Annotated in this window: 28 protein-coding genes; 18 read left to right on the top strand and 10 right to left on the bottom strand. The window is 53.6% G+C overall.

Going from position 1 to position 26,279, the window contains the following annotated elements:
- The first annotated feature begins 163 nt into the window (after positions 1-163).
- The 4 genes from ACZRN6_RS34875 (at position 164) to ACZRN6_RS34860 (ending at position 3,580) form a co-directional block, all read left to right on the top strand.
- Positions 164-1,345, top strand: coding sequence for a C2H2-type zinc finger protein (locus tag ACZRN6_RS34875; RefSeq protein ID WP_078465789.1), 1,182 nt, complete (start codon positions 164-166; stop codon positions 1,343-1,345).
- 228 nt (positions 1,346-1,573) lie between these two features.
- Positions 1,574-1,816, top strand: a complete 243-nt coding sequence (locus tag ACZRN6_RS34870; protein ID WP_078465788.1) for a hypothetical protein — start codon at positions 1,574-1,576, stop codon at positions 1,814-1,816.
- A gap of 700 nt (positions 1,817-2,516) precedes the next feature.
- Entirely contained in the window at positions 2,517-2,672 is a 156-nt protein-coding gene (locus ACZRN6_RS34865) for a hypothetical protein (protein WP_155007503.1), read from the top strand.
- A 134-nt stretch (positions 2,673-2,806) separates the two neighbouring features.
- The gene (locus tag ACZRN6_RS34860; protein WP_153045948.1) at positions 2,807-3,580 is read left to right on the top strand and encodes a hypothetical protein; all 774 of its coding nucleotides are present in this window, start codon (positions 2,807-2,809) and stop codon (positions 3,578-3,580) included.
- Between the two features lie 55 nt (positions 3,581-3,635).
- On the opposite strand, the gene ACZRN6_RS34855 is transcribed toward ACZRN6_RS34860, so the two are convergent.
- The 5 genes from ACZRN6_RS34855 to ACZRN6_RS34835 all read right to left on the bottom strand — a co-directional run bounded on the left by ACZRN6_RS34855 (position 3,636) and on the right by ACZRN6_RS34835 (position 7,101).
- Positions 3,636-3,977, bottom strand: a complete 342-nt coding sequence (locus tag ACZRN6_RS34855) for a hypothetical protein (protein WP_169904193.1) — start codon at positions 3,975-3,977, stop codon at positions 3,636-3,638.
- Positions 3,978-4,076: 99 nt separating this feature from the next.
- Positions 4,077-4,286, bottom strand: coding sequence for a hypothetical protein (locus tag ACZRN6_RS34850; protein ID WP_078465784.1), 210 nt, complete (start codon positions 4,284-4,286; stop codon positions 4,077-4,079).
- Positions 4,287-4,376: 90 nt separating this feature from the next.
- The gene (locus ACZRN6_RS34845) at positions 4,377-4,718 is read right to left on the bottom strand and encodes a hypothetical protein (protein ID WP_078465783.1); all 342 of its coding nucleotides are present in this window, start codon (positions 4,716-4,718) and stop codon (positions 4,377-4,379) included.
- A 130-nt stretch (positions 4,719-4,848) separates the two neighbouring features.
- Entirely contained in the window at positions 4,849-5,886 is a 1,038-nt protein-coding gene (locus tag ACZRN6_RS34840; protein ID WP_153045947.1) for a hypothetical protein, read from the bottom strand.
- Positions 5,887-5,928: 42 nt separating this feature from the next.
- Positions 5,929-7,101 carry a hypothetical protein gene (locus ACZRN6_RS34835; RefSeq protein ID WP_078465781.1) on the bottom strand — a complete coding sequence of 391 codons (1,173 nt, stop codon included), beginning with the start codon at positions 7,099-7,101 and terminating at the stop codon, positions 5,929-5,931.
- A gap of 382 nt (positions 7,102-7,483) precedes the next feature.
- Between ACZRN6_RS34835 and ACZRN6_RS34830 the strand changes: the two genes are divergently transcribed.
- From ACZRN6_RS34830 to ACZRN6_RS34790, 9 genes are all read left to right on the top strand, one after another.
- Complete coding sequence (locus ACZRN6_RS34830; RefSeq protein WP_078465780.1) at positions 7,484-8,158, top strand: hypothetical protein; 675 nt, start codon at positions 7,484-7,486, stop codon at positions 8,156-8,158.
- A 23-nt stretch (positions 8,159-8,181) separates the two neighbouring features.
- Positions 8,182-9,210, top strand: a complete 1,029-nt coding sequence (locus ACZRN6_RS34825; protein WP_078465779.1) for a phospholipase D family protein — start codon at positions 8,182-8,184, stop codon at positions 9,208-9,210.
- A gap of 403 nt (positions 9,211-9,613) precedes the next feature.
- Positions 9,614-10,438: a hypothetical protein gene (locus tag ACZRN6_RS34820; protein ID WP_169904194.1), complete on the top strand. Its 825-nt coding sequence runs from the start codon at positions 9,614-9,616 to the stop codon at positions 10,436-10,438.
- Between the two features lie 148 nt (positions 10,439-10,586).
- Positions 10,587-11,663, top strand: coding sequence for a hypothetical protein (locus tag ACZRN6_RS34815; protein WP_284184505.1), 1,077 nt, complete (start codon positions 10,587-10,589; stop codon positions 11,661-11,663).
- 63 nt (positions 11,664-11,726) lie between these two features.
- The gene (locus tag ACZRN6_RS34810; protein ID WP_078465776.1) at positions 11,727-12,662 is read left to right on the top strand and encodes a DUF808 domain-containing protein; all 936 of its coding nucleotides are present in this window, start codon (positions 11,727-11,729) and stop codon (positions 12,660-12,662) included.
- A gap of 103 nt (positions 12,663-12,765) precedes the next feature.
- Positions 12,766-13,335 carry a hypothetical protein gene (locus ACZRN6_RS34805; protein ID WP_078465775.1) on the top strand — a complete coding sequence of 190 codons (570 nt, stop codon included), beginning with the start codon at positions 12,766-12,768 and terminating at the stop codon, positions 13,333-13,335.
- Positions 13,336-13,345: 10 nt separating this feature from the next.
- The gene (locus tag ACZRN6_RS34800; RefSeq protein ID WP_078465774.1) at positions 13,346-15,022 is read left to right on the top strand and encodes a hypothetical protein; all 1,677 of its coding nucleotides are present in this window, start codon (positions 13,346-13,348) and stop codon (positions 15,020-15,022) included.
- Positions 15,023-15,246: 224 nt separating this feature from the next.
- Positions 15,247-15,684, top strand: coding sequence for a hypothetical protein (locus ACZRN6_RS34795; protein ID WP_078465773.1), 438 nt, complete (start codon positions 15,247-15,249; stop codon positions 15,682-15,684).
- Between the two features lie 55 nt (positions 15,685-15,739).
- Complete coding sequence (locus ACZRN6_RS34790) at positions 15,740-16,144, top strand: response regulator (protein ID WP_078465772.1); 405 nt, start codon at positions 15,740-15,742, stop codon at positions 16,142-16,144.
- Between the two features lie 98 nt (positions 16,145-16,242).
- On the opposite strand, the gene ACZRN6_RS34785 is transcribed toward ACZRN6_RS34790, so the two are convergent.
- Positions 16,243-16,767 carry a hypothetical protein gene (locus tag ACZRN6_RS34785; protein ID WP_153045946.1) on the bottom strand — a complete coding sequence of 175 codons (525 nt, stop codon included), beginning with the start codon at positions 16,765-16,767 and terminating at the stop codon, positions 16,243-16,245.
- Positions 16,768-16,859: 92 nt separating this feature from the next.
- Between ACZRN6_RS34785 and ACZRN6_RS34780 the strand changes: the two genes are divergently transcribed.
- On the top strand, positions 16,860-17,747 hold the full coding sequence (locus ACZRN6_RS34780; RefSeq protein WP_078465770.1) for a prepilin peptidase: 888 nt from the start codon (positions 16,860-16,862) through the stop codon (positions 17,745-17,747).
- The gene (locus ACZRN6_RS34775) at positions 17,740-19,005 is read left to right on the top strand and encodes a tyrosine-type recombinase/integrase (RefSeq protein WP_233100538.1); all 1,266 of its coding nucleotides are present in this window, start codon (positions 17,740-17,742) and stop codon (positions 19,003-19,005) included. Before ACZRN6_RS34780 ends, ACZRN6_RS34775 begins: the two co-directional genes overlap by 8 nt.
- Before the next feature lie 803 nt (positions 19,006-19,808).
- Here ACZRN6_RS34775 and ACZRN6_RS34770 read toward each other — a convergent pair.
- The 4 genes from ACZRN6_RS34770 to ACZRN6_RS34755 all read right to left on the bottom strand — a co-directional run bounded on the left by ACZRN6_RS34770 (position 19,809) and on the right by ACZRN6_RS34755 (position 23,530).
- Positions 19,809-21,245 carry a hypothetical protein gene (locus ACZRN6_RS34770; protein WP_169904196.1) on the bottom strand — a complete coding sequence of 479 codons (1,437 nt, stop codon included), beginning with the start codon at positions 21,243-21,245 and terminating at the stop codon, positions 19,809-19,811.
- Positions 21,246-21,503: 258 nt separating this feature from the next.
- Positions 21,504-21,932: a hypothetical protein gene (locus tag ACZRN6_RS34765; protein WP_169904197.1), complete on the bottom strand. Its 429-nt coding sequence runs from the start codon at positions 21,930-21,932 to the stop codon at positions 21,504-21,506.
- Positions 21,919-22,647, bottom strand: coding sequence for a hypothetical protein (locus ACZRN6_RS34760; RefSeq protein ID WP_169904198.1), 729 nt, complete (start codon positions 22,645-22,647; stop codon positions 21,919-21,921). Before ACZRN6_RS34760 ends, ACZRN6_RS34765 begins: the two co-directional genes overlap by 14 nt.
- Before the next feature lie 22 nt (positions 22,648-22,669).
- Positions 22,670-23,530, bottom strand: coding sequence for a DNA-binding protein (locus ACZRN6_RS34755; protein ID WP_116827301.1), 861 nt, complete (start codon positions 23,528-23,530; stop codon positions 22,670-22,672).
- A 158-nt stretch (positions 23,531-23,688) separates the two neighbouring features.
- Here ACZRN6_RS34755 and ACZRN6_RS34750 point away from each other — a divergent pair, with 158 nt between their 5' ends.
- The 3 genes from ACZRN6_RS34750 to ACZRN6_RS34740 all read left to right on the top strand — a co-directional run bounded on the left by ACZRN6_RS34750 (position 23,689) and on the right by ACZRN6_RS34740 (position 26,203).
- Positions 23,689-24,861: a site-specific integrase gene (locus tag ACZRN6_RS34750; RefSeq protein WP_169904199.1), complete on the top strand. Its 1,173-nt coding sequence runs from the start codon at positions 23,689-23,691 to the stop codon at positions 24,859-24,861.
- A gap of 88 nt (positions 24,862-24,949) precedes the next feature.
- The gene (locus ACZRN6_RS34745) at positions 24,950-25,330 is read left to right on the top strand and encodes a hypothetical protein (RefSeq protein WP_169904200.1); all 381 of its coding nucleotides are present in this window, start codon (positions 24,950-24,952) and stop codon (positions 25,328-25,330) included.
- 630 nt (positions 25,331-25,960) lie between these two features.
- A complete protein-coding gene (locus ACZRN6_RS34740) occupies positions 25,961-26,203 on the top strand; it encodes a ParB N-terminal domain-containing protein (protein WP_464009896.1) in 243 nt (80 codons plus the stop codon).
- The last annotated feature ends 76 nt before the right edge of the window (positions 26,204-26,279 follow it).

The raw sequence follows: 26,279 nt of genomic DNA, 5'->3' as shown, positions 1-26,279 counted from the left end.
CCATAATGGTGACGCGCTCCTCGGTACTCAGGTGGTTGTATTGGGTAGACATGGCAACACCTTACATGAGGTGTTGCACTTGCTCCTTGAGACCGCCCATTCCTAGTTGTGCGGGCCGCTATCGGTTGGCAAGATACTGAGTCTGAAACTGAGCACTGATACCATGATCTTCAAGTTACCCGGCGAGACCCTGCTTCGCCTTTGCGAAATTATTTCTGAGGCGCAGCGAGCCTTTACTGCCTCTCCGACGGTGTTGAGGTTTGAGAATGCGTTATTAGCGGAGGGTGTCTGTACGCTAACCGCGATAGGAACCCACTTGGTTGCCAATGAGAAACGGGGGTTTTCGGCCATTAAAGAACTGGTTGAAGACCTGGCCACTGTGTTTGACCTGTACATCCAGGGCATCTACCCCAGGCCTGAGTGCCTTGGTGATGAGGTTGAGGGCGAGAAGGGGTTGAATGCGGCCGATGCTACCTGGCTTCTCATCATGCTGGAGGCGATTGGGGTACAGGTTGATCCAAGTAGACTTGTTGAAGCACTCGTTACCCATATCGGGGATCGTAAACTTCTTACAGGCACTGAGTTCGACATCCTTCACTACAAGCATACCCTGGGAAAACGGCGGATCCAGTTGAATGCTGATCGAACCTTCCTTGAGGGGCCAGTTACCCAGAAGACGTTTAAAGACTCGATCGGGAATCGATACACCGTTTGTTCGCGGGGTGATCTGCCATATTCACTGGAAATCAGTGGGCCTAAATACCGGGAGCCCAAACCTCAGGAGGCGGTGACGTGCGACCTCTGCGGAATGCTCTACGTCACAAATCATCCTGGTGATGCGCGGCGGCACAAGACAACACACGATCGAGTGGTTCGCCGATTAAATCCCAAGCCGAGTGCGCGCCTTCAGAAGCGAGTCGTTACCGGGATTACCGGCGAACTCGTAGGTCCGGACGCCCCGCTGTGGATGCACGGTGAGGTGTACGAGAGGGCGGCAGCTTTCAGAAGGGAATTTGGTTACGATTTTATTCAGTGGCCTGGTGGCTCAAGTACACGCGCACCATCTGATTGGAGAGGCCATTTGTTTGCTGGCCCCGGGGGCGAAATCGCCGGAGCTTGCGCTTTCATGCATACAACGTCCAGAAAGGCTGAAGGAGAGTGGTCACTCCAATGGATCTGGATTGCCCCAATGTTCAGGCGTATGGGCCTCTTAGAGACCAGGTGGGCTGACTTTCAGCAAAGATACGGTGACTTCGATTTGGAAAAGCCTTTGTCTGAAGCCATGGTGAATTTCCTTTGGAAGCATGGATCAGAAGCACAGCGTGCGTCGTTGCCGGTCTTTTAGTTCAAAAAGGCTGCCCTAAGCTCATCCCATATAAGTCCGAGTATGTTGAGCAAAGCGACCCTTGCGGACCTTTAAGATTGGTTGGCTCCGTATGCTCTGGCGTAGACTGGGCAACTATTTTTAAAGCAATGGCGCGGCTCGACTGACCCGCTATATCAAATCCCGCAGTTACAAGTGGGGTTAGTCCGTAGAAGCCCCGGATAAGCCGCCTAAACGAGGAATCACGTTATGCCCGACCGTGGTCATCAAGCTAGCCACGCCCCAGCGTTTGAAACGAAGCCGGATCTTGAGCTTTACCAGACTGGTCACTACGGCGTAACCGGAATTGCCAATTACGATCCTGCACTTTGGGAGCGTGTTCGGCACATGGTCCGTCATAGGGCCAATTTAGACGGTCGAAGCGAAGGTATCGACTGGCTAACGGTGAGTAAAGGTCTGAATGCCAAGCGCGCTTCAATTAAGGGGCAGTGAGCGCAGCGCTACTAATCCCCAGGCTTCAGGCCCGGGGGCAAGTGCGCGCTGGACTGCGCTATGCACCTTATGTACTGCTACCTGCAGGGAAGACTCGTTGCGGCACGCAAGCACGTAGCTGAATACAGGTTCGATGCCCCCGAGACATTGGCCATCAGGTTCAATGTCCCATTTGCAGCGATGGCCATCAGCAATGCATTGCGTAGCAGTGGCTCAGCGGCTCGAAGCAATTCTGGACTTCAGCTACCACGCTCGCTTGCCAAGAGCACGCTGGTATCCCGTGCGGCAGACTTGACTAGGGTCATGACACGAGGTGCAAACTCTAAGGAGTCGTCAGTCCTGTAACGCTTGCCCATTAGCCACCACGCGTCTGCATATACCATAAGGGTAAAGCCAATCTTGCGGCTTTCCTTGCAGCGGGCTGTGACGTCGGGGAGGCGAGATCCTGAATGTAGTGCAAGTTGTCCAGGCAACGTACTGCGATACCGCAACGCTCGCCTGTGAAGGCCCCCCTCGTTAAACCTTCCAAATACTAAATCAACCCTCTTCAGGCTACGACGGTGCCCCGGGCTTTCACAGTCAGGTTTTGAGTTGTGCCCCGTTTAGAGCCGCAGTAGGGTAGATATCCCAATCCGAGGTCCAGACCTCCCGACCCTTGATGAGGCGATTACCAATGCTTGGTTGCTGCGGCGCAGAACGCATGAAATTCAAACCCAACGAAGATGAGGTTGATCAGGAACGCCTCGAGAAAATTGTCGAGAATTTGACCGTAGGCGACTGGGACGACTCAGTCATTGAAAAGCTGCGAGTGTGCAGCTGTCCTTGTCATGTCGATGGCCGTAACGTCATGTGCTGAAACTGTGGCCTTTCGCACCGCGGAAGCTTGCTCCCTGCTTAGTGTTTGATATGCATTGAGGGCGGCCAGCAGGTTCAGGTATCGAATGGCTGTAGGCATAGCTTCAGGAGCGTAGATTCGTGAGGGAGGAGTTAATGTCCAATGACCGCATCAATGATGCGAGAGCAAGAGAGGTCCTTGAGCGCGCGGCTACTGAACTCCTCGCCAAAGGCTGTGAGGAATTGGCTTTTGATATCCAACAACTTCTGCTCGAGACCATAGACGTCCCGGTGGAGTACGGCTGCCTGTGCTGTGGGGGCAAGCACTCTCCGTGGACAGCGCATTGCATTCATTGCAATCCCGGCCAGCACTTAACTTCAAACACGGCTGAAGCATTAAAGGCCTGCAGCTGGACCAACACACCTCAAGTCAACAAGGAAGTGCTCACGAGAGCAATTCAGGAGCTTGAGGCGGCAACTCGTACTCGTGACTTCACCAAAGATCTGCTGTCTGCATTCATCGCGGAGTGGAACGGCTATCTGGTGCTTGATCGGGTCGGTGAAGGCTCTGATGCCAGATTCGTCTATCCCGAGGTTGAGCTGGCGTTTGTCAGCTGGTGCAAGGGCGGGATCAAACTGAATGCAGCGCTGAATCAACTTGCAAACCAACGAGTTGTCGTCAAGCGACTGCGGCAAGAAATAAATGATCTCACTGAAACGGCCGAAAAAGTGGAAATCGAGCTGGAGTCCAGCCTTCACCATGCGCAACAGCGTGACACCGAAGCTTTCGGGCTTCTCAATCGGATCCTCAAAGGAACTCCCAGTGTTTCCAAGGGAGAGCTTCGAACTTTCCTCAAACGTGCGGAATCACTGAGGGCCTGGGGTGGCCAGTCCATGGCCCAGCCCCGTTTGAATCCCCCAATGGAGTAGCGGGATAGGTTCCAACTGCCGGCAGAAGAGAAAAGTGGGAGCGACATGCGTTGGGTTAGGCGAAGGGGGCGGCAGCCTGATCAAAAACCGTCGCATAGCGACCCTGGTCGTGAGTCTCCTGCAGTGCTGCACGAAGCTGGGCCAACTGCTCATACCCAGCCAACGCCTCTACCAGTTCCGCGACACCAGCTTTTTCCGGAAGGGTTGTGAGTACCTGGTCGAGCTGCTCGACCTGAAGATCATCAAGGGCAACAACGGCCCCCGACTGCAACAGATCCGACAGATACGCCAATTCCGGAAGAAAGCGCTTGCCCTTGCCAATGCGTCCGTTATTCGCCAGATCGATCTTAGCTTCCTCACCGGTTGCGGATTTCATGGTTACGATATTTGTGGTCATTTGACTCCCCGTATGTTGAGCGCGTGGTCGCGTCTCTATGTGCACAGCTCCGACTGGCCTGGATTTGAGTGTTGCAGAGCGCCGCTTTATTCGATTGGATCAGTAGGCCAGGTCTGCTTGAAACTCGTGCTCACACTCGGGGCAGGACAGTTCGATATCCCGGCTGGCCTCTGTGTCGTGCTCGCAAGTCTGAATACCTTCAGCAGCAATGTCGTGAGTTTCCAACACATCAAACTCCTGCTTGCACGCAGGGCAGCTAACGAGGAGGGTAAGCGACCAAACAGCCTTAACGTTGGGGGTGGCACTCATTACAGAGATCCTTGAGGATTTGCATCCCAGCGCGGCTCTTGCCGGTGCCGGGTTTCTACCGGGTCACTTCTTGTAGAGGCGAACCCAGTCCTATGGCTGGACATATTGTGGTTTGCCCTGTTCATCAGTGATCCACTTGCCGGAGTCGGTACCAGGTATAGGGCCACACACCTGACCAAATATCTGCCATCCATGCTCATTGCCGGATTCCTTCCCGATGCGGACCATATTGAGTTGGCATTCCTGCCCAAGCATCTTGGCAGTTACCAACGCGTGGTCGCCATCAATCTTAGGCGTTCCCACGAGAATGAACCGAGTTGCCATATAATCCTTTGCTAATGCCCCGGCAGCCTCTGATGTACCTGATTCGGCGCTCTTAGCCGACGCGCACATGGACGCCATGAGCAATGCGATGAATAGTGCAGATTTCATTTGGATTCTCTTCTTGAACTATGTGAAAAAATGGCCCCGCATTATGGCGGGGCTGGGAGTATTGCTGGGCATATGCATCTATCACCGGCTGGGCACAGCAACCCCCTTTTGGTGATAAACATCGACGCGGCTACATACGAGTGGCAGGCGAGGCCGGCTTGCTTTTCAGTTCCTGAATTAGAGGGCCGAGCGCTTGCATATCGGCATTCAGGTTAACGAGCTTGAGCATATTTTCAACTGTGAAGAAGGCGCGGCCGGCGTCAACCACTTCCTGGGCTTTGATCAGGTCCTGCGGGACACGTCCGACCCATTTCGCAGTGCTTTGCAGCACGCGCGGTGACATGCGTTCAATGTCATCTATGGATTGTGTGGCGAATTGCTCAAGCGGCAGAACTAGGTTCGTCACCAGCATGTCTTTGAAGTTGGCGGCGAGGAACGTTAGTCCCGAGAGGGTGGTGACCAACACCTCTTTCGTCGGCAAGTCCTTTCTGGACTTCTTGTTGGTCGTCTCCCAGTAGGCAGCAGCCTCATCTGCGGTCATGGGTTCATCACGGATGATCCGATCCTGGCCTCTATCAGCTCGCTGTTTGAGCTGGGTATAGAACGGAGTGCCTACGGCCCCCATGAAACGGCGCTTCAGCTCTGAGAGCTCGGTATGGGCTTGCTTGAGGCTGCTCGCTGCCAGGATCAGCGAAGGGATGTCTTCACGTGCGCGCATGATGGAATCAATTCGGCGCTGCCGAGATAGGGCTTTGTCGATCCGCTGGCGCTCTAGGGTGAAGCTGATCCCGAAATGCTTGCGACCGCAATGGCCTCCAATGCCAGTCTCAAGTCCATCCGTAGTGGTGATGAGGTAGCCTCGACGATGCGGGGTATGGCAGGACTCGATGCCGCAGGGGATCGAATCGAGAAAGTGGTAGGGCATGACAACAGCGTCGAAGCCGCGATCGCTTTTGGGGCGGAACGCTAGCGATTGCGTGAAGTTCGGGCGCTTGGCGAGATCTTCAAAGCTGTCCAGGACAATTATCGATTGCTCCAAATCGCGTACCTCCGTTGACTGAACTGGCATTCTACCACTACTGGTAATGCAAACAGTGTTCAGGCCGGCGCAGATATTTGAAAGCCTCGCCCGCAACAGCATCAGCGCGGCGGGCAGTAGGGAATCCACTGATTACCGTCTACCATGCCGCGGCGGAGATGGGTGAGCCCGCTACGTCTTGGAGTGTCCATTCTGAATGCGCTCATAAATAATGGCGGCCGCGGCCTGAGCATCCCGGTCAAGTTCTGCGCTCATCGGAGCAATATCCAGCCCTTCGTCACCATCCACGTAGAAGTCGCCGCCCTGGTCATCATCAAACTCTTCTCCTGCGTATTGGCCACCGGCGTGGTATGCCCGCAGCGTCCCGACCGTGACATCTCTTCCGAGTAGACGGCTCAGATGAATCCACGTCCAGGTTTCAACGGTCGGAGCATCTCTGTCAGCGCTCACCAACCGGTGTAACGCTTCAGTGTCACCATTGCGTGCGGCTACCTGGGACCATGACATCGCCAACAAAGTCAAACCTGCAGCCTCAGCGAGGGTTGCAACCCGCCCGGCGAGTCCCGGCACCCCTGCATGCGAATCTAGGACTGCGAAGTCCTCCGCGGTTACAGCAATCCGCTTTTGCAATTCGTCGAGCTCAAAAAAGATAGCTTCAGGATGGCCAGATGCGGATGCCTTCGATAGATGAAATTCGGCACGCTCTATCAAACCCTCTTCGAAGAGAGCTTCGACGGCAAGTTGTTTCTCAGAACCTGATAGTTGTCGGCCTAAGCGCATCTGGAGCAGCCAGTAGACCGACCCTGAGTCATGATGCTTGACCAGCCGCTCGTAGATCCGGAAAAGGGCGTAATGCGCGGACGGGTTCTTGCAGCTGAAATCCTCAAGCATCCCCAAGGAAAGCCGCAGTTGAGGTGGCTCCATATCAAGGAGGCAGCCGTGCAGCTCCTCGAGGGCGAACTCGGTGGCATGGTCGATTGAAACCTGATCATCGTATAGGCCAAGCACCCCTGCGAGGGGAATCGCTGCCAGCTCATGGCGCTGTGCAAAAGACTCCACCACCAACGCAGTGAGGCGTGGAGAGCCTGCAGCCTGGAGTGCGACATGCCGTTCTGTGGCCCGCCTAAGATCTAGAAGCCCAGCCAGAAGGAGCCGAACGTTCTCGACTGCGTTGCCATCGCACCCGCTGAGCGAGACGATGAATGCCTGGCTATTCAGGCTTGCAAACGAGTCATACCCCAACAGCGCTGAAAGCAGTTCGTACGTGTGGCCAACCGAAGGTTTTTCGCCTGTCTGTTCAGCAAGGTTCTGGCGCAGGGAGAATACAAGTTCTTTGAGCAGCATGAGTCAATCCTCAAAGCTCGCCGACGGAGTGTGGGGTGCGCGTTTAAGACCTGTCGACGAGCGAGAGGGTTGAACGAGAATTTGGTGGTGCAAAGCCGGTTTCTACTCGCGCACAAGTATGCCTGGCGGCGCGGCCAATATAGTCGATGTTCAAGGAGGAGGGGTAGAGTGAAAGCTTTTTTTGATTAGGCTTCAAATGGGGCCGGCCTACAGTCAAACCGACTTGAATGCTCGTGTGGAAGTTCGTTCTACTCAACAGGGCTAGGCGCAGCGTTTCTGAATTCTGTGCGATCGTGAGCCCAGTCGTTATGATGAGCCGACTATTCGTTTAACACTTTGGCAATGCTCCGGTGAGCATGCTGAAGACTGTTCGAGGTTGGCTATGAGCATTAAGTCCCCCGTATTCACTGAAGCCCAGGTTGGGGCTGCACTGGCACAAGCTGCTGGGCTGATTTTTCACCCGCAGCTTTTCCGCCCGATGCCAAAGATCACGTTAGGTGAAGTTGGGGCTCCATCACAGACTGAGCCGCCCGCTGACGATTGGTCGGGTAAGATCGCATCTTCATTTGTCCGGCTTCCTGTTTTCGCAGATTTCATCCAGCGATGCGCTGCTGATGCCCATAAGGCCCTTTCGAATGATGACCCCAGGGTCAATCCGGCCGGCATGAAGGCAGACGAGATGTGCAGCTCATCACATGCGCAAACGGTGCTGGCGCGCGTCCGTGATGAATTGATAAAGAATCCCTACGATGTCAAGTGGATTGGAGTGGTTGTCTTCGCACTAATCCGTACGCTTGAGGAGACAGTCGACAACGCGACCACCTCGGGTGATAAGTCAGACATGTCATTCGCCGTTTCTATGATGAACAGCTCACTGGTAGCCGCAGATGCATGGGAGCTCGGCTTCGTAACGAAGCGTACGTTCACAGTCCCTCAAATCGAGACGAGCCTCAGAAAACACATATCAGAACGGGTAGTCATAGCGCTTGCTTCGATGGTTGCGGTCGATCCTGGCGCAGCGTTTTTCAATGAGCATGCACCCGTACGCCTTCACTGATCACTAGGAGTAAGGATTGCCCCATGTTCCTGGGACCAGATCAATACAGCGCCGCTTTGATGCGGATGGTCGCTGAAGAGTCTTCGCTGGACGTTGCTGTGGCGTTTTGGGGGAAGGGTGCTGAGATGAAAGTGCATCCTGATGAGACGAAACCTATCCGCATCATCTGCAACCTGCTAAGCGGCGGGACGAACCCCTGGGTCATTGCACGCTTTCTTAAGCGAGCTGAGTTGAATTCCAACATCCAGATCCGCCAATGCGATGTGCTACATGCAAAGGTTTTGGTAGGCCGGTCACAGGCGATCATTGGCTCGGCCAATATCTCCGCTAACGGCCTTGGTCTTGATGGCGATGAAACTGGCCGATGGATTGAGGCAGGTGTACATACAGTAGCCATCGAAGAGGTAGAAAGTGCCCGAGCCTGGTTCGACCAGCTATGGAACACCGCTAGTGTTCGCGTGATAACGCGGGATGACGTCGCGAAAGCAATTGTGGCTTATAAGCGGCATCGAGGTACGCGGCCGGACTGCAGCTCCACTGGACCCTTTAGCTTCTCGAAATTCACGCCGGCGGATCTGATCGACAGGGATGCGTACGGTTTGCTGTATGTGAGCGGCCCCTCGGATGACGCCAAGGCAGCTACTGCGCGACACGCTGCCGCCGAGTCTAAGGCGTTGGGGGCAATTCCTGGTAAAGGCACCGAGCGCTGGTCATTTGAATGCTGGCCTGAGGACCTGAACACAACTGGCAAGGTCGAATACTTGGCCATGCTCTGGAATCAGGAGAAAGCCAATGTAGTCGTCGACGGTCCGTGCGTTATGACGGCGACTCAGCTGGAGTTTACGTACTCAGAAGGTGGTCAGCCTGGCTGGTTAGATTTGGCGAGACCGACGTCGACGCTGATCGGCCACAGCTTGAACAAAATGGAATGCCGGGCTTTGGCCAGGGAGTTGAAGCCGTACATGCAAACTGTGTGGGACGAGTCAGAGATATTGGACGAAGGTATGCGGCGTATTCACCTCAGTCACATTGCAGAGATAATTGAGCGGTGAATGATTGACCTCGTTTGCAGATTAGGCCTTCTGAGCAGCATCATCTACAATTCGAGTAGAGTGAGGTATTGGCGGAGGCTGGAGTAGGTTGACGACCCAAAAGCCTACCATCGAATTTCCGCCAACTCCCAAAGGCGGTAATTTACAACTAACTGATTTCTAAGGCTTTGTTCCTCATTCTTGCGATTATTCGCTTCCTATCATTAGATCAGTTTTCTTGCTCCCTCAGCGGGAGCATGAGATCCATTAATGTGAAAAGCAGGTATGGAAACCTCCTTCTTACGTATAGCATGGTTTGCCCGCTTCCTACCTGTCACTCATCCAGATTTCATGTGTGGTTTATGGCGTGACATCCTGAATAAGCGCGTTAATCTTGTCGTGAATACAGACCAGATCGGTACCCATGCCCCCGAATCGCCATCGTGCACTCGCGCCTGAAATCGCCGGCAAGCTTGGCCAGGTTTCCGACAGAGAACTCGCCAAGCTTTCCGGATTGAGTCCTTATTTCATCAAGCAAGCACGCTTAGCGAAATGCATAGAACCGCTCACCCGCGGTTACGATCTCCCTGACGGCCTGGTGCAGCAATTGGGCAAGGTTCCCGATGCCCAACTGACTGAGGGGTATGGTGTTCCAGGGCCTGTGCTTTTCCGGGCCCGTCAAAATCGATCAATACCCAGGTACAGAGTGCTTAAAAAGCCGGATAGCCCTGAATATGTGGCTTTTCCAGACGAAGCCCTCGCGCTGCTTGGTAAGGTCCCCGACGTAGAGCTTGCAAGCCAATACGGTCGATCCTTGCAGGAGGTTAAACAAGAACGTGGTATTCGTGGCTTAGATTCCTACACCAAGGGTCGCAACCTGCCAGAAGAGCTTGTTCAGCAGTTAGGATTGGTACCGGACTCTGTGCTTGTCCGTCGTTATTCGGTGGCGGCGACCACCATAAAACGAGCTCGCGATGCCCGCTCCATCGCACGCTTCAGGCCTTGTAAGTTGCCGAAGTCTGATCATTGGAGCGATTTAAACCAGCTAGATTCGGCGTACCTGCCCCCTGCTCAATCAACCGATGGGAAGCTTAACGGGGAAAAAAGGATTTGGTCGGAGGAAGAAGACTCCCTTCTTGGTACGGCAGCAGATAGCAAAGTAGCTGAGTTGCTGAAAATTGATTTTTGGTGCGTCTTTTATCGACGTAAAGCGATGAGTATTCCGCCGTTTGAATACGCCTACTCATAATTAAGCCCGGTCATTAGCCCTGACATGAGGTTAACTTGTTGAAATTAAACGCTTTTCCGCCAAAGCACATGTGCGGAAATTTAGGAGTGGGCGCCTGATAGAATAAACATTCTACCGGCCGCGTCCGTTCAGATTTGGAAACCAGTTTATGGCTCAGCTGATACATCAGGATAGCGCATTACTTACTCTAGCTCGAAAACTGGATAAATCTCCCCTTCCTACGTCTGATCGAGCATGTCTGATCACCCTTCCTGACGGCTCCACCCGCCTCGGCGTTACTCAGGTGGTCAACTTTGTTCATCACGGTGGAGAGTTCGCGGGGGCCTTGTTCGGCCGGGTTTCATTTCGGTTCGCCGGCGAGAACTCGGAACTTTCGAATGCCTTCTCCCCTACTCACGACGTTGCTTGGTTCATTGTGGACCACAAAAATGGATTAGTTCAGTTCGGCCCTCAAGATGGCTTGATCGTTCGTCATCCTGGGCTTGGCATCGGGTCGTACATTGTCGGCCAGTTGCTTCGCATTCTATCTGGCGGTACTGCTCACGGCTCTTACAAGGTTGTAACTACAGAATTGCCGCAGATCACGCTTGATGCCCTGCCCGCGGCCCTTAGAGCGGAGAATGAGCGGCGGATAGAAAATGTTTTCGGGAACGCTGGTTTTTACCTTTCCAGTGCTACGGGTGTAAGGGTAATTGGCGCGCGCAAGGTCGCTGAGCTGAAACCCCATTGGAACTGGGAGAAGGTGAAGTTTCTGAATCCAGGCCAATTGATTGACATCGCCGCCAATTCGATCAATCGCTGCAGTAGCGCCGAGAAAGCTAGTGAGGCTCTCAGCGTTCAGGTAGAAGCGATTAAAAATGAGCTTGCATCGGCTGCCGATAATCTGGAGGCGTCCAGGACTGAATTAGGGGCGCTTTCAGAAAGAAGGAACTCCGATCTGCTGCAAGCTGCAGAGCGTGAGGCTCAGCTTGTATCGGGGCTTGAAGATGCGGAAGCAGATCTGTTCAGAGTCACGGGGGAGATGGATGAGGCCAAAGCGGCTTACCTTCAGCTGCTTTCAGAACCCGCAAGAGCCACAGCCAGTGAGATTCGATCTGCTACTTACCCGTCTTCGCCGCATTTCATCATCGAGCTTGGGAGACAAACTCGAATTTTGGCCTGGGCACTTGTAGCCGGTTGTATTTTTCTAGGCGCTGCAGGCTTGGCAATCCAGGCATTTCGCTGAGTCCTGGCCATTTTGAATCATGCAGTTACCTTGCATGGAACACTTCTAAAACTTGGAATTACCGTGGCATTTGGATCTGGCTTGGCCTTGCTTGATGATATCGCGACGTTGCTAGACGACGTGGCGGCCCAAAGTAAAATCGCAACAACGAAAACGGCAGGCGTGCTTGGTGATGACCTGGCGCTGAATGCTCAGCAGGTTACCGGGGTGCGAGCCGAGCGCGAGATCCCGGTTGTACTGGCTGTCGCCAAAGGGTCACTACTCAATAAGGCAGCCTTGATCCCAATCGCGATGTTGATCAGTGCCTTTGCACCGTGGGCAATTACTCCTTTGCTCATGGTTGGCGGTGCTTACCTTTGCTTCGAGGGGGTTGAGAAAGTCCTTCATCGCTTCCTTCATCCTGAAGTTGACCAAGAGCGGGCCGAACGCGTAAAGGCGATCGCCGAGCCGAAGGTCGACATGGTTGAGTTTGAGCGAAAGAAAATCCGGGGGGCGGTGATAACCGACCTTGTGCTGAGCGGCGAGATTCTAGTGCTGGCGCTGGCTACCGTTGCAAGTGAACCACTGCTTGAGCAGTTCCTCACGCTGGTGGTCGTTTCTCTAATCATCACATTCGCGGTATACGGGTTTGTTGCGGGCATCGTTCGTATGGACGATGTTGGACTGCGATTGGTAACGAGCACACGTACCATTGGCAATGCGTCAGGTCGGTTTCTTCTGTGGTTTGCACCCGTGCTGATGCGTGTATTGGCTGTCGTGGGGACAATTGCGATGTGGCTTGTCGGCGGCGGAATTTACACACATGGGTTGCCTTTCCTTCACGTCATGAGTGAGACCGTAGTTGGAACCGTATCTAGTGTTGCAGTCGCCGGGCCGGCGCTGGCTGTAGTAGGGGCGCCTTTGTTCGATGGCATTGTCGGGATTGTCGTAGGGTCCTTGCTGGTCGGACTGTTCATGCTTGGGAAGCTTGTGCTTGGCCGTAAATCGCACTTAGGGTGACTGTCAAAGCCGCGCGGCTGAGGGCATCTGTGATCCTGTAATGGCTATTAAGTGGCACTGAATGGTGAGATAGTTGCGCATCTCATCATTTCACGGATTTATCATGGTCGCACAAGCTGCTGGCAGGGTTGCCTTAATCGTTGGCGGTGCGGCTATCGCTGCATGTGTGACGGTGCCCGGGATGTATTTGTGGAACCGCAGCGCCAATAAAACAGCCCACGCTGCTGGCCGGGCAAAAGGTGAAGCAGAAGAGAAAGCACGCCAGGAAATTCTGCGGCAGATGAATAATGCGGCTACAGCAGAGATGTTGGCCAAATACGCTGAGTCCCAAAAAGGGTTCAAGATCACCCTCGCCTGCGTCACGATCGGCGTTGCATGCGCGGCTACATTCGGACCTGTCAGCAATGATGACGTAGCCATGATCAAGGCATACCTTCTCGGAGTTTCCGAGGCGTACATACCAAGCTTTGTCCGGATCAAAGTAGACGAAGCCGTAGCAGCACCTCCATCTATCAACACCGCCTATGCACTTGCCGCTAAGGTCGGCTCGCCCGAAAACTGGAAGCTGTTCGATGAACTCGTAGACCTGGTCGCGCAATCTAAGCAGATGGCCAACGAACAATGCCGATCCTCATTCCGGTCGGAATGGCATCTGTTACGATCCGTCGGTTGAGGCCTTGTTGATGAGCGAAAGTGCCGATCGATTCCGTCAGACCCAAGCGTTGCTTGCACAGATCCGTAGTGCTCCCTCACTTGTTGTGCTGCCCTCCCCAGCTGATTCGCAGCGCGTACTTAATGCCCCAGTGGACGATCAGTTTCTTGCCCAGGCTTTTCCCACGGAATCTAGACTCTTGGGGCGAAATGAGGCCCCTGAATACGAGGTTCGGGCGAGATTATCCGAGCTTGAGATCGCCTTTCACTCACAGCGTATAGAGCGTCTTTTCTCTGACACACGTCGATCAGCTCTTCAGGCAATCGCCGGGCCTTTTGGGGTCGGGAAAATGCTCAGTGCCTATGACAAGACCGGCGGTGTAGTGGATACGATCCACAACGCCCGGGCCGGTGTGTATGCCACTGATGAGGCTGAACAGAAGTATGCGGATAGGGGTGAGTACACGAAGAGGGTGAAGGAGAACTATCACCACCGTGATCCCGCCTACAAAAAGATGAGCCAGGACAGCACAAGGGATCGGGTAGAAGGCAAGGTGACTGATGCCTACACCGGTGAGCAAATGAGCAGCCAGCGGAGTGATAGCCACAGCATTGATCATGTTATTGCCGCAGAAGAGATCCACAACGATGCCGGCAGAGTTCTCGCAGGATTGGACGGCGTTGAGCTTGCGAATGCTTCAACAAATCTGCAGATCACCTCGTACTCAACAAACTCGGCAATGGGCACCAAAACAGCCACTGAATATGTGCTGTGGCTTGAGCAGACGAAAGACACCCGAGCGAAGAAACAAGCAAAGCTACAGGCGAAGGTTGATGCCGGCGAGCCTATGAGCCAAAAGCAAAAAGACGAACTCGCCAAGCTCAAAGAGCAAGAGAAAATCGCGGCAAATCCGGAGCCTTTGCTTGAGGCAGATAGAAAGGCTCGGGCGGCCAACGAGAAAAAGATCAACGACGCCTATTATCGCAGCCCAAAATTCCGGAATGACTGCTTGAAGACAAGCGTCGCAGCCGGCGGCCGCGCCGCTTTTCAGTCAGCAATGGGGGCTATCCTGGTCGAGTTGTTCGCAGGGATATTTGATGAGGTAAGCGATTGGTACAAAAACGGCCGAGCCGACGGTAATTCAATATTTGCTGAGCTCAAGCGTCGTCTCAGGAAAGTCGGACTGAGAGTAGCCAAGCAGTGGAAGGCTGTGCTCTCAGCCGCGGCTGGGAGCTTTCTCAGTGGTTTCCTAGCTAACCTAGTCACTGTGCTGACCAACGCTTTCCTGACCACTGCCAAGCGGACTGTTCGTATGATCCGCGAAGGTGGCAATGCCTTGGTTGGAGCTTGCAAAGCTTTGATTGTGCGCCCTGAGGGAATGGGGATCCGAGAGGGCTTGCATGAGGCATCGAAGGTGCTAGTTGGTGGGGGCATCATAGTAGGTGGCGTTCTGCTGGAAGATGCTGTTAGCAAGTCGATGATGGCGGTTCCGTTCCTTGTTCCTTTTGCCGACACTGCTACAGCAGTCATCGTTGGTGCGGCTACTGGCATCATCTCTACCATGGCTGTGTACCTGGTCGACAAGGCAGACGTGCTAAGTGTGAATCGAAGCAAGATGCTAGCTGGCATTAACTCGGACCTTGACGCATCGCTTCTGCATCAGCGCGCTATTGAAGCCTCCCTGCTCGAGCAGTTCAAGGCACTCTGAGCCTCTCTTCTGGAAACTCCTTGCGTAAGTTTCACGTCAGGCGTTGCGCATCGGAGCGGGCAATCGGGTGTGAGCCTCTGCTGGTCTCATCAAGTGTTGTCGCGTGGAAAAGGAGCGTCTCTTTTGGCTATCGCCTTTATCTGGCCATGGGCTATGCTCGCCGGCTTGTAAATCGCAGTCCGACGGTTATAACAGACTGCTCAAAACACACGCCAGGATTTAGCATGAAACGTTTCACAGGTATCGCTGTAGCAATCTCTATGGTAATCGTAGCATCAGGCTGCACCACTCACCTGGCAGATGGACAGAAACAAGAGATGGAGGTGTATGAAAGCAAGGGGCTTGCTGTTGAAGAGAAGTCAGTCGCATTAGCCGCTGGACTGGGTGTTCTGCCAGCCGCTGGTTACTTTTATACTAATCATCCCGCAGTCGCAGTCTTCTCCATCCCGCTTTGGGTAATCTCTCTCGGTCCTCTGTGGATGCCTTTTGATACTGCTGCCGCAGCTGAAGTGCAAAACTTCTATGCCACTCGGCGCAAAGTAGAGTTTGAGAAGGCAAAAGATCTGCGAGAGCTTGATCATCGCCTTGAAGACAAGCAGTTGACCTATGAGCAACACTTGCGCGAACAACGTACCATTGAGCAGAAGTATTCTGCTTACTGATCCCAATGGTCTCCTTGTCCATGCCCTTCCCCTTCGTGTGATCAGGTGAAACAAAATGAGCACATTACTCATTGTCGATGATTCCCCCACCGACACTTATCTTGCTAGAAAGTGTGCAGCTGAACTTTTTGAAGAAATTCGTGCGGTGCACAACGCGGAGGGTGTGTTCCGGGAACTGGAGGAATTCAGGCCTTCTTGCGTCATCATGGACTGGACGTTGGACGACTTGATGAATGGAATATCGCTGATCGCTGAGATCCGCGACCGAAACGATGATGCTAGTGTGGTGCCAATCATCGTCTGCACAAGTCGATCAATGCCTGCAGACAAGCAGATTGCTGCTAATGCTGGCGCTTCGGCTTACATCGTCAAGCCAATTACTGCTGAGGCTCTTGCCGAAGTCTGTTCACGTCTGATCCCTGGATTTGCTGGCCCCAGCCTTCCTCGTTCCGATAAGTAACGCATCACTATGCTGCGCCTGAACAAATGGGCGCAGCTACCCTCCTCCGCCTTGCCATTCCCCACAAAATAATCAACTGTCTAAATACCTCACTATCATCAGTATTTAAACCCTTCCGGGATTTCACAGTACCCTAGTAGGGATGGTTGTACGTTGGTGCCGAAAACATGGATATCAGACATGTTCTCGACAATCTCGGGTGCTTCAATGGTTTCGAACCTAACGGCGAAAACCAGAAACTCCTGCGCGATATCCCTGCCGAGATGGGCTAAGCATGAACTGCTTTTCTTTGCGTAAGACACCGATGCTAATTGGCCAGTGCCCAAATCGAGCGATGATTTGAAACCATGCTTCAGTATTGAGAACAAATTCTTCTTTGGAGTTGCATGAAAGAAGACTAGGGTGTCCTGCTCTAATGCTCCGGCAAATAGGGAGTAATTGTTTTCTTCAGTAGGTTGGAATGATTCAAGTTTTCCGCATTCATTGTTCATGCTGGGCTTCACTCTTTCAGTTTGATTTCTAGTAATAACTGGCCAAGTATCGCGGCTAGCGCCATGGTAGGCCTGAATGGTGTTTTTCCGTTCAAAAGACTGGAAGTTAAGTGAAGCACAGGTGAATTCCATGCATAGGTTTTGAGGTGTCGAATTTTCCAAGCCCGGTAAAATCAAGGTTGCGGGTTTGATTCCGTCTCCCAACCTACCACCGGTGACACACCATGACCACGTTGCACTTATTGAAGCTCTATCCAGCAGTCTTTGCGATCCTAGTGGGGATTGTAGGCCTGATGGTCGGCAGCTTCCTCAACGTTGTTGTCTACAGGCTGCCTGTGATGATGAAGCGATCCTGGCTGCAGGATGCCCGTGCTGCCCTTCAAATGGAAGCCACTCCGACCGAGCCGTTCAACCTTGCAATGCCGAATTCCCGATGCCCATCCTGCGGCCATTCGATCAAGCCTTGGGAGAACATTCCGTTGATCAGCTGGCTCTTGTTGAGGCGAAAGTGTTCAGGCTGTCGATCGCCGATTTCGGCAAGATACCCAATAGTTGAGCTGGTGACTGCCGGCCTATCATTCGGCACGGCCTGGCACTTTGGCTATGGTGCAGAGACTTGCTTCGCGCTTCTGATGGTTTGGGGCGGAACTGCACTTTTCCTTATCGACCTCGATGAGATGCTTCTGCCTGATACGATCGTTATTCCGGGCATATGGGTTGGCTTAGCTGCCAGCTTTCTTGGGCTTTTCTCGACGCTCCAGGATGGCTTCATTGGAGCTGTCACAGGCTACCTGCTCCTTGCACTGCCGGCGTTGATCTTTCAGGCGATCACCGGCCGCCAGGGAATGGGCAACGGTGATTTTAAACTGCTCGCCCTCTTCGGGGCCTGGCTCGGCTGGCAAGCACTCCCTTTGATAATTCTCGTATCTGCCGTGGCTGCATCAATTGTCGGACTCATTGCGGGTTTAGGGGTAAAATCTCGAAGCGAGCCTTTCCCCTTTGGCCCCTTTATCATCGCCGGCGGTTTACTAGCCTTGTTCTTCGACCATGAGCTGTACACGCTTTATGGTCATGTAGCCGGCGTCAACATTGGAGCACTACTTTTTGACTAAGCGAGTAGAGGCAATTCCTCCCCGCCCCCTTTTCGATACCATTGAATCGATCCTGGGTGACTACGCCGACTTTAAAGACCTGCATCCAGACATGGCCCCTTACCTGGCTGCTTTTCCAGCCGAGATCAGTGTTGAGACCGATCTTCGTCATGCTCGAGCTTTTTTAAAGTCCTACAGCCAATCGCCGTCCACCTTCAAAAACTACCGCGGTTATCTGGAGCGTTTGATTCTCTGGAGTTGGATTGTCCAGAGCAAGTCCGTACTGGATCTGACCCGCACTGATGCTGAGGCTTTCCTCGCGTTCAACGTCGCGCCACCACAGTCATGGGTTGGTGCTTCTGCGATGCGCAGATTTGCTCCCAAGGATGGCCTGCTTATGTTCAACCCTCGGTGGCGACCTTTCGGCGTGAAGATCGAGAAAGCTGACCGCAAGAGGGCTGCTGAGGCGCATGTGAAGCCCGTCGCCAGTCAGAAGAAACAGGGATCAGGAAGCACTGATCTGATCTACTCGGTTGCGTGTTCGTTTTATGACTTCTTGCTGCAGGACGGCATGGACATCGCTAGCCCGTTCAAATCTATCAAACGGGTGAAGGGCAAGCGGGGAAAACCTAAGATCAAGGCATTGACCACGCTGCAGTGGGACTACCTTGTCGGTGAGGCCGAGACAATGGCCAATGAGGACCCCAAACACGAGCGTACTCTGTTCATCGTCGTGGCCCTCTTTGCGATGTACTTACGGGTTGGTGACTTGTCTGGCCGAGATGATTGGCTTCCGACCATGAACTCTTTTTTCAAAAGAAATGGTTCATGGTGGTTCGAGGTTGTTGGGAAGGGCAACAAGGAGCGTGAGATCACGGTTAAGGATGCCTTTATCCCCTACCTCAAGCGGTACCGTGAGAGCTTGAATATGTCGCCACTGCCGACCAAGGCCGACGATGCACCGCTGCTCTATACAAGCCATGGCCGGCCCAACCTGACTGCACGCCAGATCCGGAATATTGTTCAGCCAGTTTTCGACCGCGCTCGGTCCAGAATGCAGGCCGACGGACAGCCTGAGGACGAGTGTCAGGAATTGATGGAGGTTACCTTGCACTGGTTACGGCACACGGGCGCAACGTTCGATGCCAAATTCCGGGACGCAAAGCACCTGCAAATGGATCTGGGTCACGAAAGCCTTTCAACCACCCAGGACATTTACTACAACGCAATTAATCAGGAACGCTCCGCAAGTAACCGAGGCAGTATTCGCGGTCGATAACCTGTCTTATCAGAAGGCAGCCTCTCAGCTGCCTTACTTCACGTCTCTCCACATCCATTCAGCGAACTGTTCGTAGTTCTCGATTCTGAATGTCGAACCTGGGCTCCAGGTAAAGCCACACCGAATAAAATGGCCGTTCGACTTATCAGCTAAGGTGGCGCCCTCCCCGTGGCAGAGCGCGCCATACGACGTCGGGCCTGTAGCCATCGACTCGCTTATCGTCAAAGGGCTCGCAAGTATCATGGAGTATGAGTCAGCGTTCACCCAGTACAGTCGTTCAGCGGTCATTAACATCCCCCATATGAGGAATGCCAGCCAGGCTGCTTTGATGAGTGAGTTGACTCCTTTGGTTGTTGGCACTGTCAGAAGCTCCACGTTGGTACGACGAGGACCACCAAGCTCAGAGATCCTGCCAAGCTAGCCAGTGCAATCAAAGCCTGTTTTCGTGTCGAGGTAATGATCTTGCCGCGCTCACCTGCTAGCTTGCGCAAGTGGAAGGCTTGCAATTGAGGTGAGCTATACCCGTCGCGATCGATGGCCCTAAATACCAGGTATCTGTAGGTGTAGCGGATTGTGATACAGATGCATATTGCTAGGCAGAGAGTGCCGGGTAGGTAGAAATTCGCTGGTGAAATGAATGGCTGTACGTCGTTCATGGGGAATTGATTGCTATTTGGTAGTTGAATACGTCCATGTTACCAGTTTGAACTGCTGGTCGGCCCCTGTGCCCCGTTCGACAGGCCGGTTAAGGGGTGTAGCGCTTGTGGCCTATCCATAGCGCTACGCCCCATTGCTCTCAAGTCCTAGACGAGCTTGAAGGCTCCGAGCACTGATGCTCGTACTGATACCGCACCCACAGTTCGGTTCAGGTGCTTGGCGCATTTTTCTCTGGCTAGAGTATGCACATTGGCTAAAAGCCAGGCATCGTCTTCGGCACTCCAAGGCGTGGTGACTTTGTTGGAGTGCAGCCCGAGACTTTGTGCTTTGTGCCTGATTCTCTCTGCGAGCATACCTAGCTTTGCAGCACACCAGATCGATCCTTTCTTAGGGTAATACTCCCTCAGAATTTCGATTTCAGCGCTGGTCCATTTCCGCTTGTTGACCTCTGCCGGCCGCACTGGCAAGTAGATGAGCCCGTCGACCCATTCTTTGCCTTTGGATTCAAATAGCCGACTCAGTCCCGCCCTTGAAAACTCAGAGGTCTCGTTTTTGAGGAATCGCACTCGTTTATCGACTGCATATTCAGGTCTGTTGATCAGCTTGCCAATCTCGGCGTTGGTCTTCTTCCCAAGATTCTGTAACAGCAGCTGATCGTCGTGACCTGTCCAGCCCGGGAATATACCCAGCTGCTTTGGACGCAGACTAACAGCAGCCATTGTCCGGCCCAACTGCTCTGCTACCCAAGGAAGCGGCTCTGTTTGGAGATGCTCGAGCAGGAAAATCGTTTCCTCGCGGGTCCAGGTAACCAGTGTGTTGGCTACCTTCAAGCGTCGAGCTCTGTTAGTGGTTTGGTAGTAGGACATTCCGACGTGGTCGGCTATCTGTTCGACCGGTTGGCTATGGTAGTGCTGCTTAAGGTAGTCGTCCTTCTCCTTCGTCCAGCGTGATCTAGGTGGCAAATCAGGAACGGGTTTAAGCAGGGATTCGTGCGGAGCTATGTGGAAACTGCTCGCAGCGGCGAGAAATGATTCGGCTGCCTTTCGGAACTCTTTAGCGGACGTTACGGCCGGCGGTACAAATGGCTCGAGCAGCATTGTCTCATCAGGATCCTCATCGCCCTTTGTTGCTAAGACATGTTTTGTGGTTGCTGATTTGTCTTGAGGTTTGCCATGCAGCGCCTGCGGGGTAAGGGGCATTGGGGTCAATGGCGGGCTACTTCTTCGCTCTCTGATAACTCTTTTGTTGGGTGCATCAGATGTTCCTGCAAGGGCCAGGGTTATGGTCATAGCCTCGACATCCTGAGGTGACCTGCCAAGCAGGTCAGCTATCGAAGCGATCGACTGGTGGCCAACATATTCCTGCCGCAGGATTCGTTCATCGCCACTCGGCCAGGCAGCTCCTCTGCTTGATCGTGGCCAAGGCCCAGCACCGTTCGGGGGAACATAGATGCCTAGAGCTACTGCCAGCTCATATGTTTCCCGCAGTGAGTGTTTGGTTTGATCGGCAGCTCCCTGTATGCCCTGCAGAGGCACGCTCTGCTCCAGGGTGGTTAGATCTTCGGAAGACCATTTTGCCTTCATGCCTGCGTATCTCCAATCGCCTCGGTCGGGGCTGTCGTTTAGGGCTTTCTGCCCACGCTTATGATTATTGTGTAGCTAGGTTTTGGTATCGCAAAGTTTGGTTCTGCCTATCACCTCTTGAAAACGATAATTTGAGGCTGACTAGGAACGCTTGCAAGCGTTTGACCCTGTTGGAAAGCGTTTATCACGATTGGCTGATTGGTTGCTGCAGACATTTAAGGGCCAGGCATTGATCAGCCGCACTCGTGCCGCGCTTCATCAGTCGCGGTACTCCTCCGGGTATTCAATCCCATGCAAGAACCACAGACTTTTGGCATTGCTCTCATGAGGTGCCTGATTAAAGATGAAGGCAGGGCATTCCTCATCTGCTTTGTCGATCAGCTTAGCCACCAGATCAGCGTTGCGGCGCTGTTGCTCTGACAGCTTTGCACTCGCTTCTTCCAGTTGATCAATGCTGCACTTTTCCATAAAGCTGAAATGTTTGCCCAGGAGTCCGCAGAGAATGTCCGAGATCTGTATGGCTGGTTCATTGTGTGAAATTGCGAACCGGTAGCTTACGGGCTGGCCACCCCACACAATTTCGTTGCGCTCAAGGCTTTCCCTGACCCGCGGTTCTTCGTCAAATACGTGAACCGACCTCACGAATGTGGCAAGTCTATGGATGAAGGCTGTATCAAAACCACTCATCCTTCTCGTTGCCGCAAAGATACACCAACGTAGTAACCCTGGCAGCCTCTTGGAGAAGGTCTGAGAGCGCCATTCTTGCCATGTTTCTGAACGTGAAGCCGCCCCTGAAGAGAAATTGGCGTACAGCTTTTAGGAATTCGGGTATTCGCGCGGCAGGTACGTTCGGGTAGTCGAAGGTCTTTAGTAGCCGGAAATACCCAAGTGGTTCTAGCCTCACTATGGCGTGGAGTTCGTTTTTCAGATCGTCCCGAATGGATCTGTAGGCCTCGAACTGATCATGGTCTAGCAGCGAGTCAATCAGGTCGACTATCGACCAGTTCAAGATGCTGAAGTTAGAGAAGTGAATGTAAGCTGGCGACGCCAGAAGCCATGTGAGGAACTGCTCCAGCTTGTTGGAGCTGAGGCAGGTGATGTAACCCCCTTGGGCAAGGTGCTTTAGCTTCAACTCTTTGACTGATGGCTGAATTCTCAATTGAGCCCTCAGGTCATGAATATCAGGCAGGCTGGCCCCTGGCCCCAGCGCTACACCCCCGAGCACAAAGCAATCCAGAACCTCATGATTGAGCCCGGTTCCAGTCAAGGATAGGCTTCGGATATTGTTCGTTTCGTCGTAATACAGCGTGTAGGCCTTATTGATGTTCTTCATCAGGTCCTGCCCGGGGAATCTAAACAGGCCGGCATCGATCACTGTTTTTTCGTAGCTGTCATTGATCATGGGTCTACCTGGACGTTGATTGTCAGTCCGTTTTCTTCTGTCCTGAGGTGCTTTTCGGTGGGCGCTTCGCTCGAGGTTTTGGTGCCGCCGCAGCCTTCCTGGTCTCAATCAATTGCTGTTCCAGCGTATCAGCTCGTGCCTGGGCCGCTGCTGACTGTTCACGTGATGATGCCAGGGCGCTCTGGTTTTCCTGCAGGGTCTTCAGTGTTGATTGAAGCTTGCCATTGGCTTCCTGCAGTTGTGCAGCAACCGATTTGAGTTCCTCTCTTGCACGGTCAACTTCTCTGTGAGATCGATCCTCAACATCGCGCGTGTAGCGCTCCTGCTCAGCCCGAGTGTTTTCGGCCTGAGCCGATGCTTCTACCAGCTTCTGCTCCGCGGCCGCGAGTTTTGCACGATAGTCAGTTCGCTGCTCACGCATATCCTCTAGGTCAGCATTTCGCTGATCCAACAATACCTGCAAGTCCTTCAGTCTAGTTTCAATGGCGAGTCGTGCGGTCTGTGCTTCGTTGGTTTGAGATCTTGCGAAGGCTACGTCCTTGCGAGCCTGCTCTTCGAGGCCGGCAATTCGCTCGCGCTCCTCTGCTAGCACCTTTCGCTGGACAGACATGCCCTGCTCCACCACAGCCTCTGCCATCAGAGTGGCCTGCTTCCAGATGTCCACAAAGGCGTGCGCCACTTCAGTGGGCAAGCCTGGCAGGCGCGTCTCAGCGCGCAGCCTGGCTGACAGGCGCACCCACCACTCATCAAGCAGGGCGCCGACACGCGCCGGGCTACCGCGCCCCAGCTTTTCTCGTACCCGCTCAACCGTTGGGCGCTTACCGCCCTCCAGCACGGCGTCAGCCGCATCAAAGACTTCCTGCTCAGGTACACCTGTCGACATGGGTCAAACTCCACTATTCTATATCCGATAAGTATTGGTTAACGGACATGATGTTTCGATAAAATACGTCGCACGTATTAAATAATACGCTTTAATCAAGAGTAGCTCAAAATCTCTCAAAAATGGGCTTTTGAACGTGAAATTCGTGGAGGTTTGGAATGAAGTCGGAATTGAGGGCACCAACAACCGTGGGCGCTCTATCGCGCTTACTGCCCCTAGATAATGCGGCCGTGCTTGAGCTTGACTCGCTCAGCCAGGCATCACAGGACGCAGTTTCTGACTTTCTGAAAGCAGGGACTGCGCCCAATACGGTGCGTAGTTACCAGGGTGCGCTTACCTATTGGTCAGCGTGGCTGCAGGTCCGTTATGGGGTTGCGCTGGGGGATGGGCCAATTCCAGCGGCGGTGGCGATCCAATTCATCGTTGACCATTTGAATAGACCGCAGGATGACGGCACCTGGACGCACAACCTCCCCCCTTCGGTTGATCAGGCGCTGGTCGACGCCAAGATCAAAGCTACTTTGGGACCTCACTCTTACAACACGGTCAGCCTTCGTATGGCAGTCCTTGGCAAATGGCATGGGATGAAGGGCTGGGCTAGCCCAACTGATATCAAAGAGGTCAAAGCACTGATGCGGGATGCGCAGAAGGCTCAGGCCCGGGGCGGCATTTCGGTTCGCAAGAAGACAGCACTCGTGGCTGAGCCTTTAAAGGCAATCCTGGACACATGCTCAACTGATGGACTGCGAGGCATACGCGATCGGGCTCTACTCCTCCTAGCGTGGAGCGGCGGTGGTCGGCGCCGCTCTGAGGTTGTGGCCCTGCAGGTTTCGGACGTTCGAAGGCTTGATGCTGACACTTGGATGTATTCACTCGGGGTAACCAAGACAGATACTGCTGGCGTCCGGCGTGAGAAGCCTCTGACGGGTGCCGCCGCCCATGCTTTGACTGCTTGGCTTAGTGTTGCCCCGATTGAGAGTGGCCCGCTTTTTCGGGGGATGCTACGAGGCGGCAGGGTGGGAACAGCACCCATGACTGGTCATGAGGTAAACCGAATCCTACAGAGGCGTGCAAAGCTTGCCGGCCTAGAGGGTGATTGGGGTGCACACAGTTTACGATCAGGCTTTGTGACTGAGGCTGGGAGACAGGGTGTGCCGCTGGGTGATGTGATGGCTATGACAGAACACACCAGCATTTCGACTGTGATGGGGTATTTCCAATCCGGCAACATGCTGAACAGCGCCGCTACGACCCTGTTAGCGGGCTATGACGTCCCTGAAGTGGAGGTGGACGATTCCAGCCCCGAATCGGGTTCTCATCTTCCGCGTTGATGTCTGGTGGGGCACTATTGTAGTGATGCAGCCCTTTCCGGGTGGCACTTACTCTGGGTACGAAGCAATGGCTAAAGGGATGAGGTCTTTGAAGTGGGGAATCATAGCGGGCTTGCTTGTGCCTGGCTTCGCCTCAGCTGACTCTTCAGGCGAAGTCGGGGTGGCGCTCAGCGCTTGGGCTCCAGAAAGTGTGACGGAACAAGGAGCCCGAACCACGGTTGTGCTTGATGAGAATACGGTTACAACGCAAATCTTTACTCAGGCCATCAGTAACGGTGTCTGCGCAAGAGTTTGGCTCAAACAGGCAAGCAGTGGCTATTTGGCAGGCATCACCGAGATTGCTGTCTTCAATAGATCACAGCGGCAAGGCTTCATCCTAGAAGGCGGCAAAGAGATTTGTGATGAGTTGGGGCTTTTACCTAGTAGCAAAATTCCTGAAGCGTTAGCCGCAAAGACACGGTCGCTTTGATCTTGGCCAGATGGTGGGTGACGCTCATATTAGGTTTCCGAAGCCAGGTAATGGGTTGCTTTTCGGGGGTATAGCATTAGCCTCAAGTCGTGAAAAGATGATGTCCTACCGGTGGAAGCGAACAGCCGGAGGGAGCTACAGAGAAGACGAGGCAATGATGAATCCCGCAGAATTCAATGCGATCCTTAACACCGCAACCCCTGCTCAACAGCTGTCCCTTGAGTCGGCCCACTGGCGGTACATGACGCTCATTGGCCATGTGCGAGGTGTAGTGGATCCTGAAATTGCGTCAGGTGATCGCGAAGCTTTCCCCCGCTACTCTGTCAGCGTCGGACAGTCGCTGGCATTCTCCGAACCTGACTGTTGCCGATTCATGGTTGCAGTTACCGGCCTATCAGCAAAGTTATGTGCTGCATGGGCGGACCCTGATTTCTACAGCCTACAAAACGAAAACCACGACGCATCTATCGCGGACACCGCCTAGCAGTGCTGAATCCTGATCGTAGCGGTAAATCGTCCACGAGGATTTTCGCTCAGCCAACCCTGATGCACCTGCAAGGGATCCCAAAAATGAACGGGGTTATACTGATTTCATCCTTATGAAATTGTTTAACCAAGGCAGAGGTTCCAGTGTCTGTGATTATTCAGATCCCCCTTTCACGATTGAAATACTTCAAAGCCCTAGGCAGCCCTGCTGAACCCAATGCCCAGGTAGAGGCCATGGCCGCTGACATCAAAGTACATGGCATTCGCGAACCGCTGATTGTCAGGCCCGTTGGCGATCTATTCGAAGTCGTATGCGGCTTGGTCCGCTGGAAAGGCGCGATAGTTGGTGGACTGGAGACAATTCCTGAATCGCCCCTAGTTTCGTAGACACCTCCAAGCCTTAAAATGAGGCCCATTAGGAGGTGCCATGAGCAACCAGCGATATCCCGAAGAATTCAAAATC

Source organism: Pseudomonas sp. A125, assembly GCF_055409485.1.
The sequence above is the reverse complement of the archived record's forward strand: the minus strand, read 5'-3'. Positions and strand labels throughout refer to the sequence as shown.

Bases quoted from the DNA above. Each gene is read 5' to 3' on its own strand.
- ACZRN6_RS34875 (WP_078465789.1), top strand. From the start codon at position 164: ATGATCTTCAAGTTACCCGGCGAGACCCTGCTTCGCCTTTGCGAAATT.
- ACZRN6_RS34870 (WP_078465788.1), top strand. From the start codon at position 1,574: ATGCCCGACCGTGGTCATCAAGCTAGCCACGCCCCAGCGTTTGAAACG.
- ACZRN6_RS34865 (WP_155007503.1), top strand. From the start codon at position 2,517: ATGAAATTCAAACCCAACGAAGATGAGGTTGATCAGGAACGCCTCGAG.
- ACZRN6_RS34860 (WP_153045948.1), top strand. From the start codon at position 2,807: ATGTCCAATGACCGCATCAATGATGCGAGAGCAAGAGAGGTCCTTGAG.
- ACZRN6_RS34855 (WP_169904193.1), bottom strand. From the start codon at position 3,977: ATGACCACAAATATCGTAACCATGAAATCCGCAACCGGTGAGGAAGCT.
- ACZRN6_RS34850 (WP_078465784.1), bottom strand. From the start codon at position 4,286: ATGAGTGCCACCCCCAACGTTAAGGCTGTTTGGTCGCTTACCCTCCTC.
- ACZRN6_RS34845 (WP_078465783.1), bottom strand. From the start codon at position 4,718: ATGAAATCTGCACTATTCATCGCATTGCTCATGGCGTCCATGTGCGCG.
- ACZRN6_RS34835 (WP_078465781.1), bottom strand. From the start codon at position 7,101: ATGCTGCTCAAAGAACTTGTATTCTCCCTGCGCCAGAACCTTGCTGAA.
- ACZRN6_RS34830 (WP_078465780.1), top strand. From the start codon at position 7,484: ATGAGCATTAAGTCCCCCGTATTCACTGAAGCCCAGGTTGGGGCTGCA.
- ACZRN6_RS34825 (WP_078465779.1), top strand. From the start codon at position 8,182: ATGTTCCTGGGACCAGATCAATACAGCGCCGCTTTGATGCGGATGGTC.
- ACZRN6_RS34820 (WP_169904194.1), top strand. From the start codon at position 9,614: ATGCCCCCGAATCGCCATCGTGCACTCGCGCCTGAAATCGCCGGCAAG.
- ACZRN6_RS34815 (WP_284184505.1), top strand. From the start codon at position 10,587: ATGGCTCAGCTGATACATCAGGATAGCGCATTACTTACTCTAGCTCGA.
- ACZRN6_RS34805 (WP_078465775.1), top strand. From the start codon at position 12,766: ATGGTCGCACAAGCTGCTGGCAGGGTTGCCTTAATCGTTGGCGGTGCG.
- ACZRN6_RS34800 (WP_078465774.1), top strand. From the start codon at position 13,346: ATGAGCGAAAGTGCCGATCGATTCCGTCAGACCCAAGCGTTGCTTGCA.
- ACZRN6_RS34795 (WP_078465773.1), top strand. From the start codon at position 15,247: ATGAAACGTTTCACAGGTATCGCTGTAGCAATCTCTATGGTAATCGTA.
- ACZRN6_RS34790 (WP_078465772.1), top strand. From the start codon at position 15,740: ATGAGCACATTACTCATTGTCGATGATTCCCCCACCGACACTTATCTT.
- ACZRN6_RS34785 (WP_153045946.1), bottom strand. From the start codon at position 16,767: ATGGAATTCACCTGTGCTTCACTTAACTTCCAGTCTTTTGAACGGAAA.
- ACZRN6_RS34780 (WP_078465770.1), top strand. From the start codon at position 16,860: ATGACCACGTTGCACTTATTGAAGCTCTATCCAGCAGTCTTTGCGATC.
- ACZRN6_RS34770 (WP_169904196.1), bottom strand. From the start codon at position 21,245: ATGAAGGCAAAATGGTCTTCCGAAGATCTAACCACCCTGGAGCAGAGC.
- ACZRN6_RS34765 (WP_169904197.1), bottom strand. From the start codon at position 21,932: ATGAGTGGTTTTGATACAGCCTTCATCCATAGACTTGCCACATTCGTG.
- ACZRN6_RS34760 (WP_169904198.1), bottom strand. From the start codon at position 22,647: ATGATCAATGACAGCTACGAAAAAACAGTGATCGATGCCGGCCTGTTT.
- ACZRN6_RS34755 (WP_116827301.1), bottom strand. From the start codon at position 23,530: ATGTCGACAGGTGTACCTGAGCAGGAAGTCTTTGATGCGGCTGACGCC.
- ACZRN6_RS34750 (WP_169904199.1), top strand. From the start codon at position 23,689: ATGAAGTCGGAATTGAGGGCACCAACAACCGTGGGCGCTCTATCGCGC.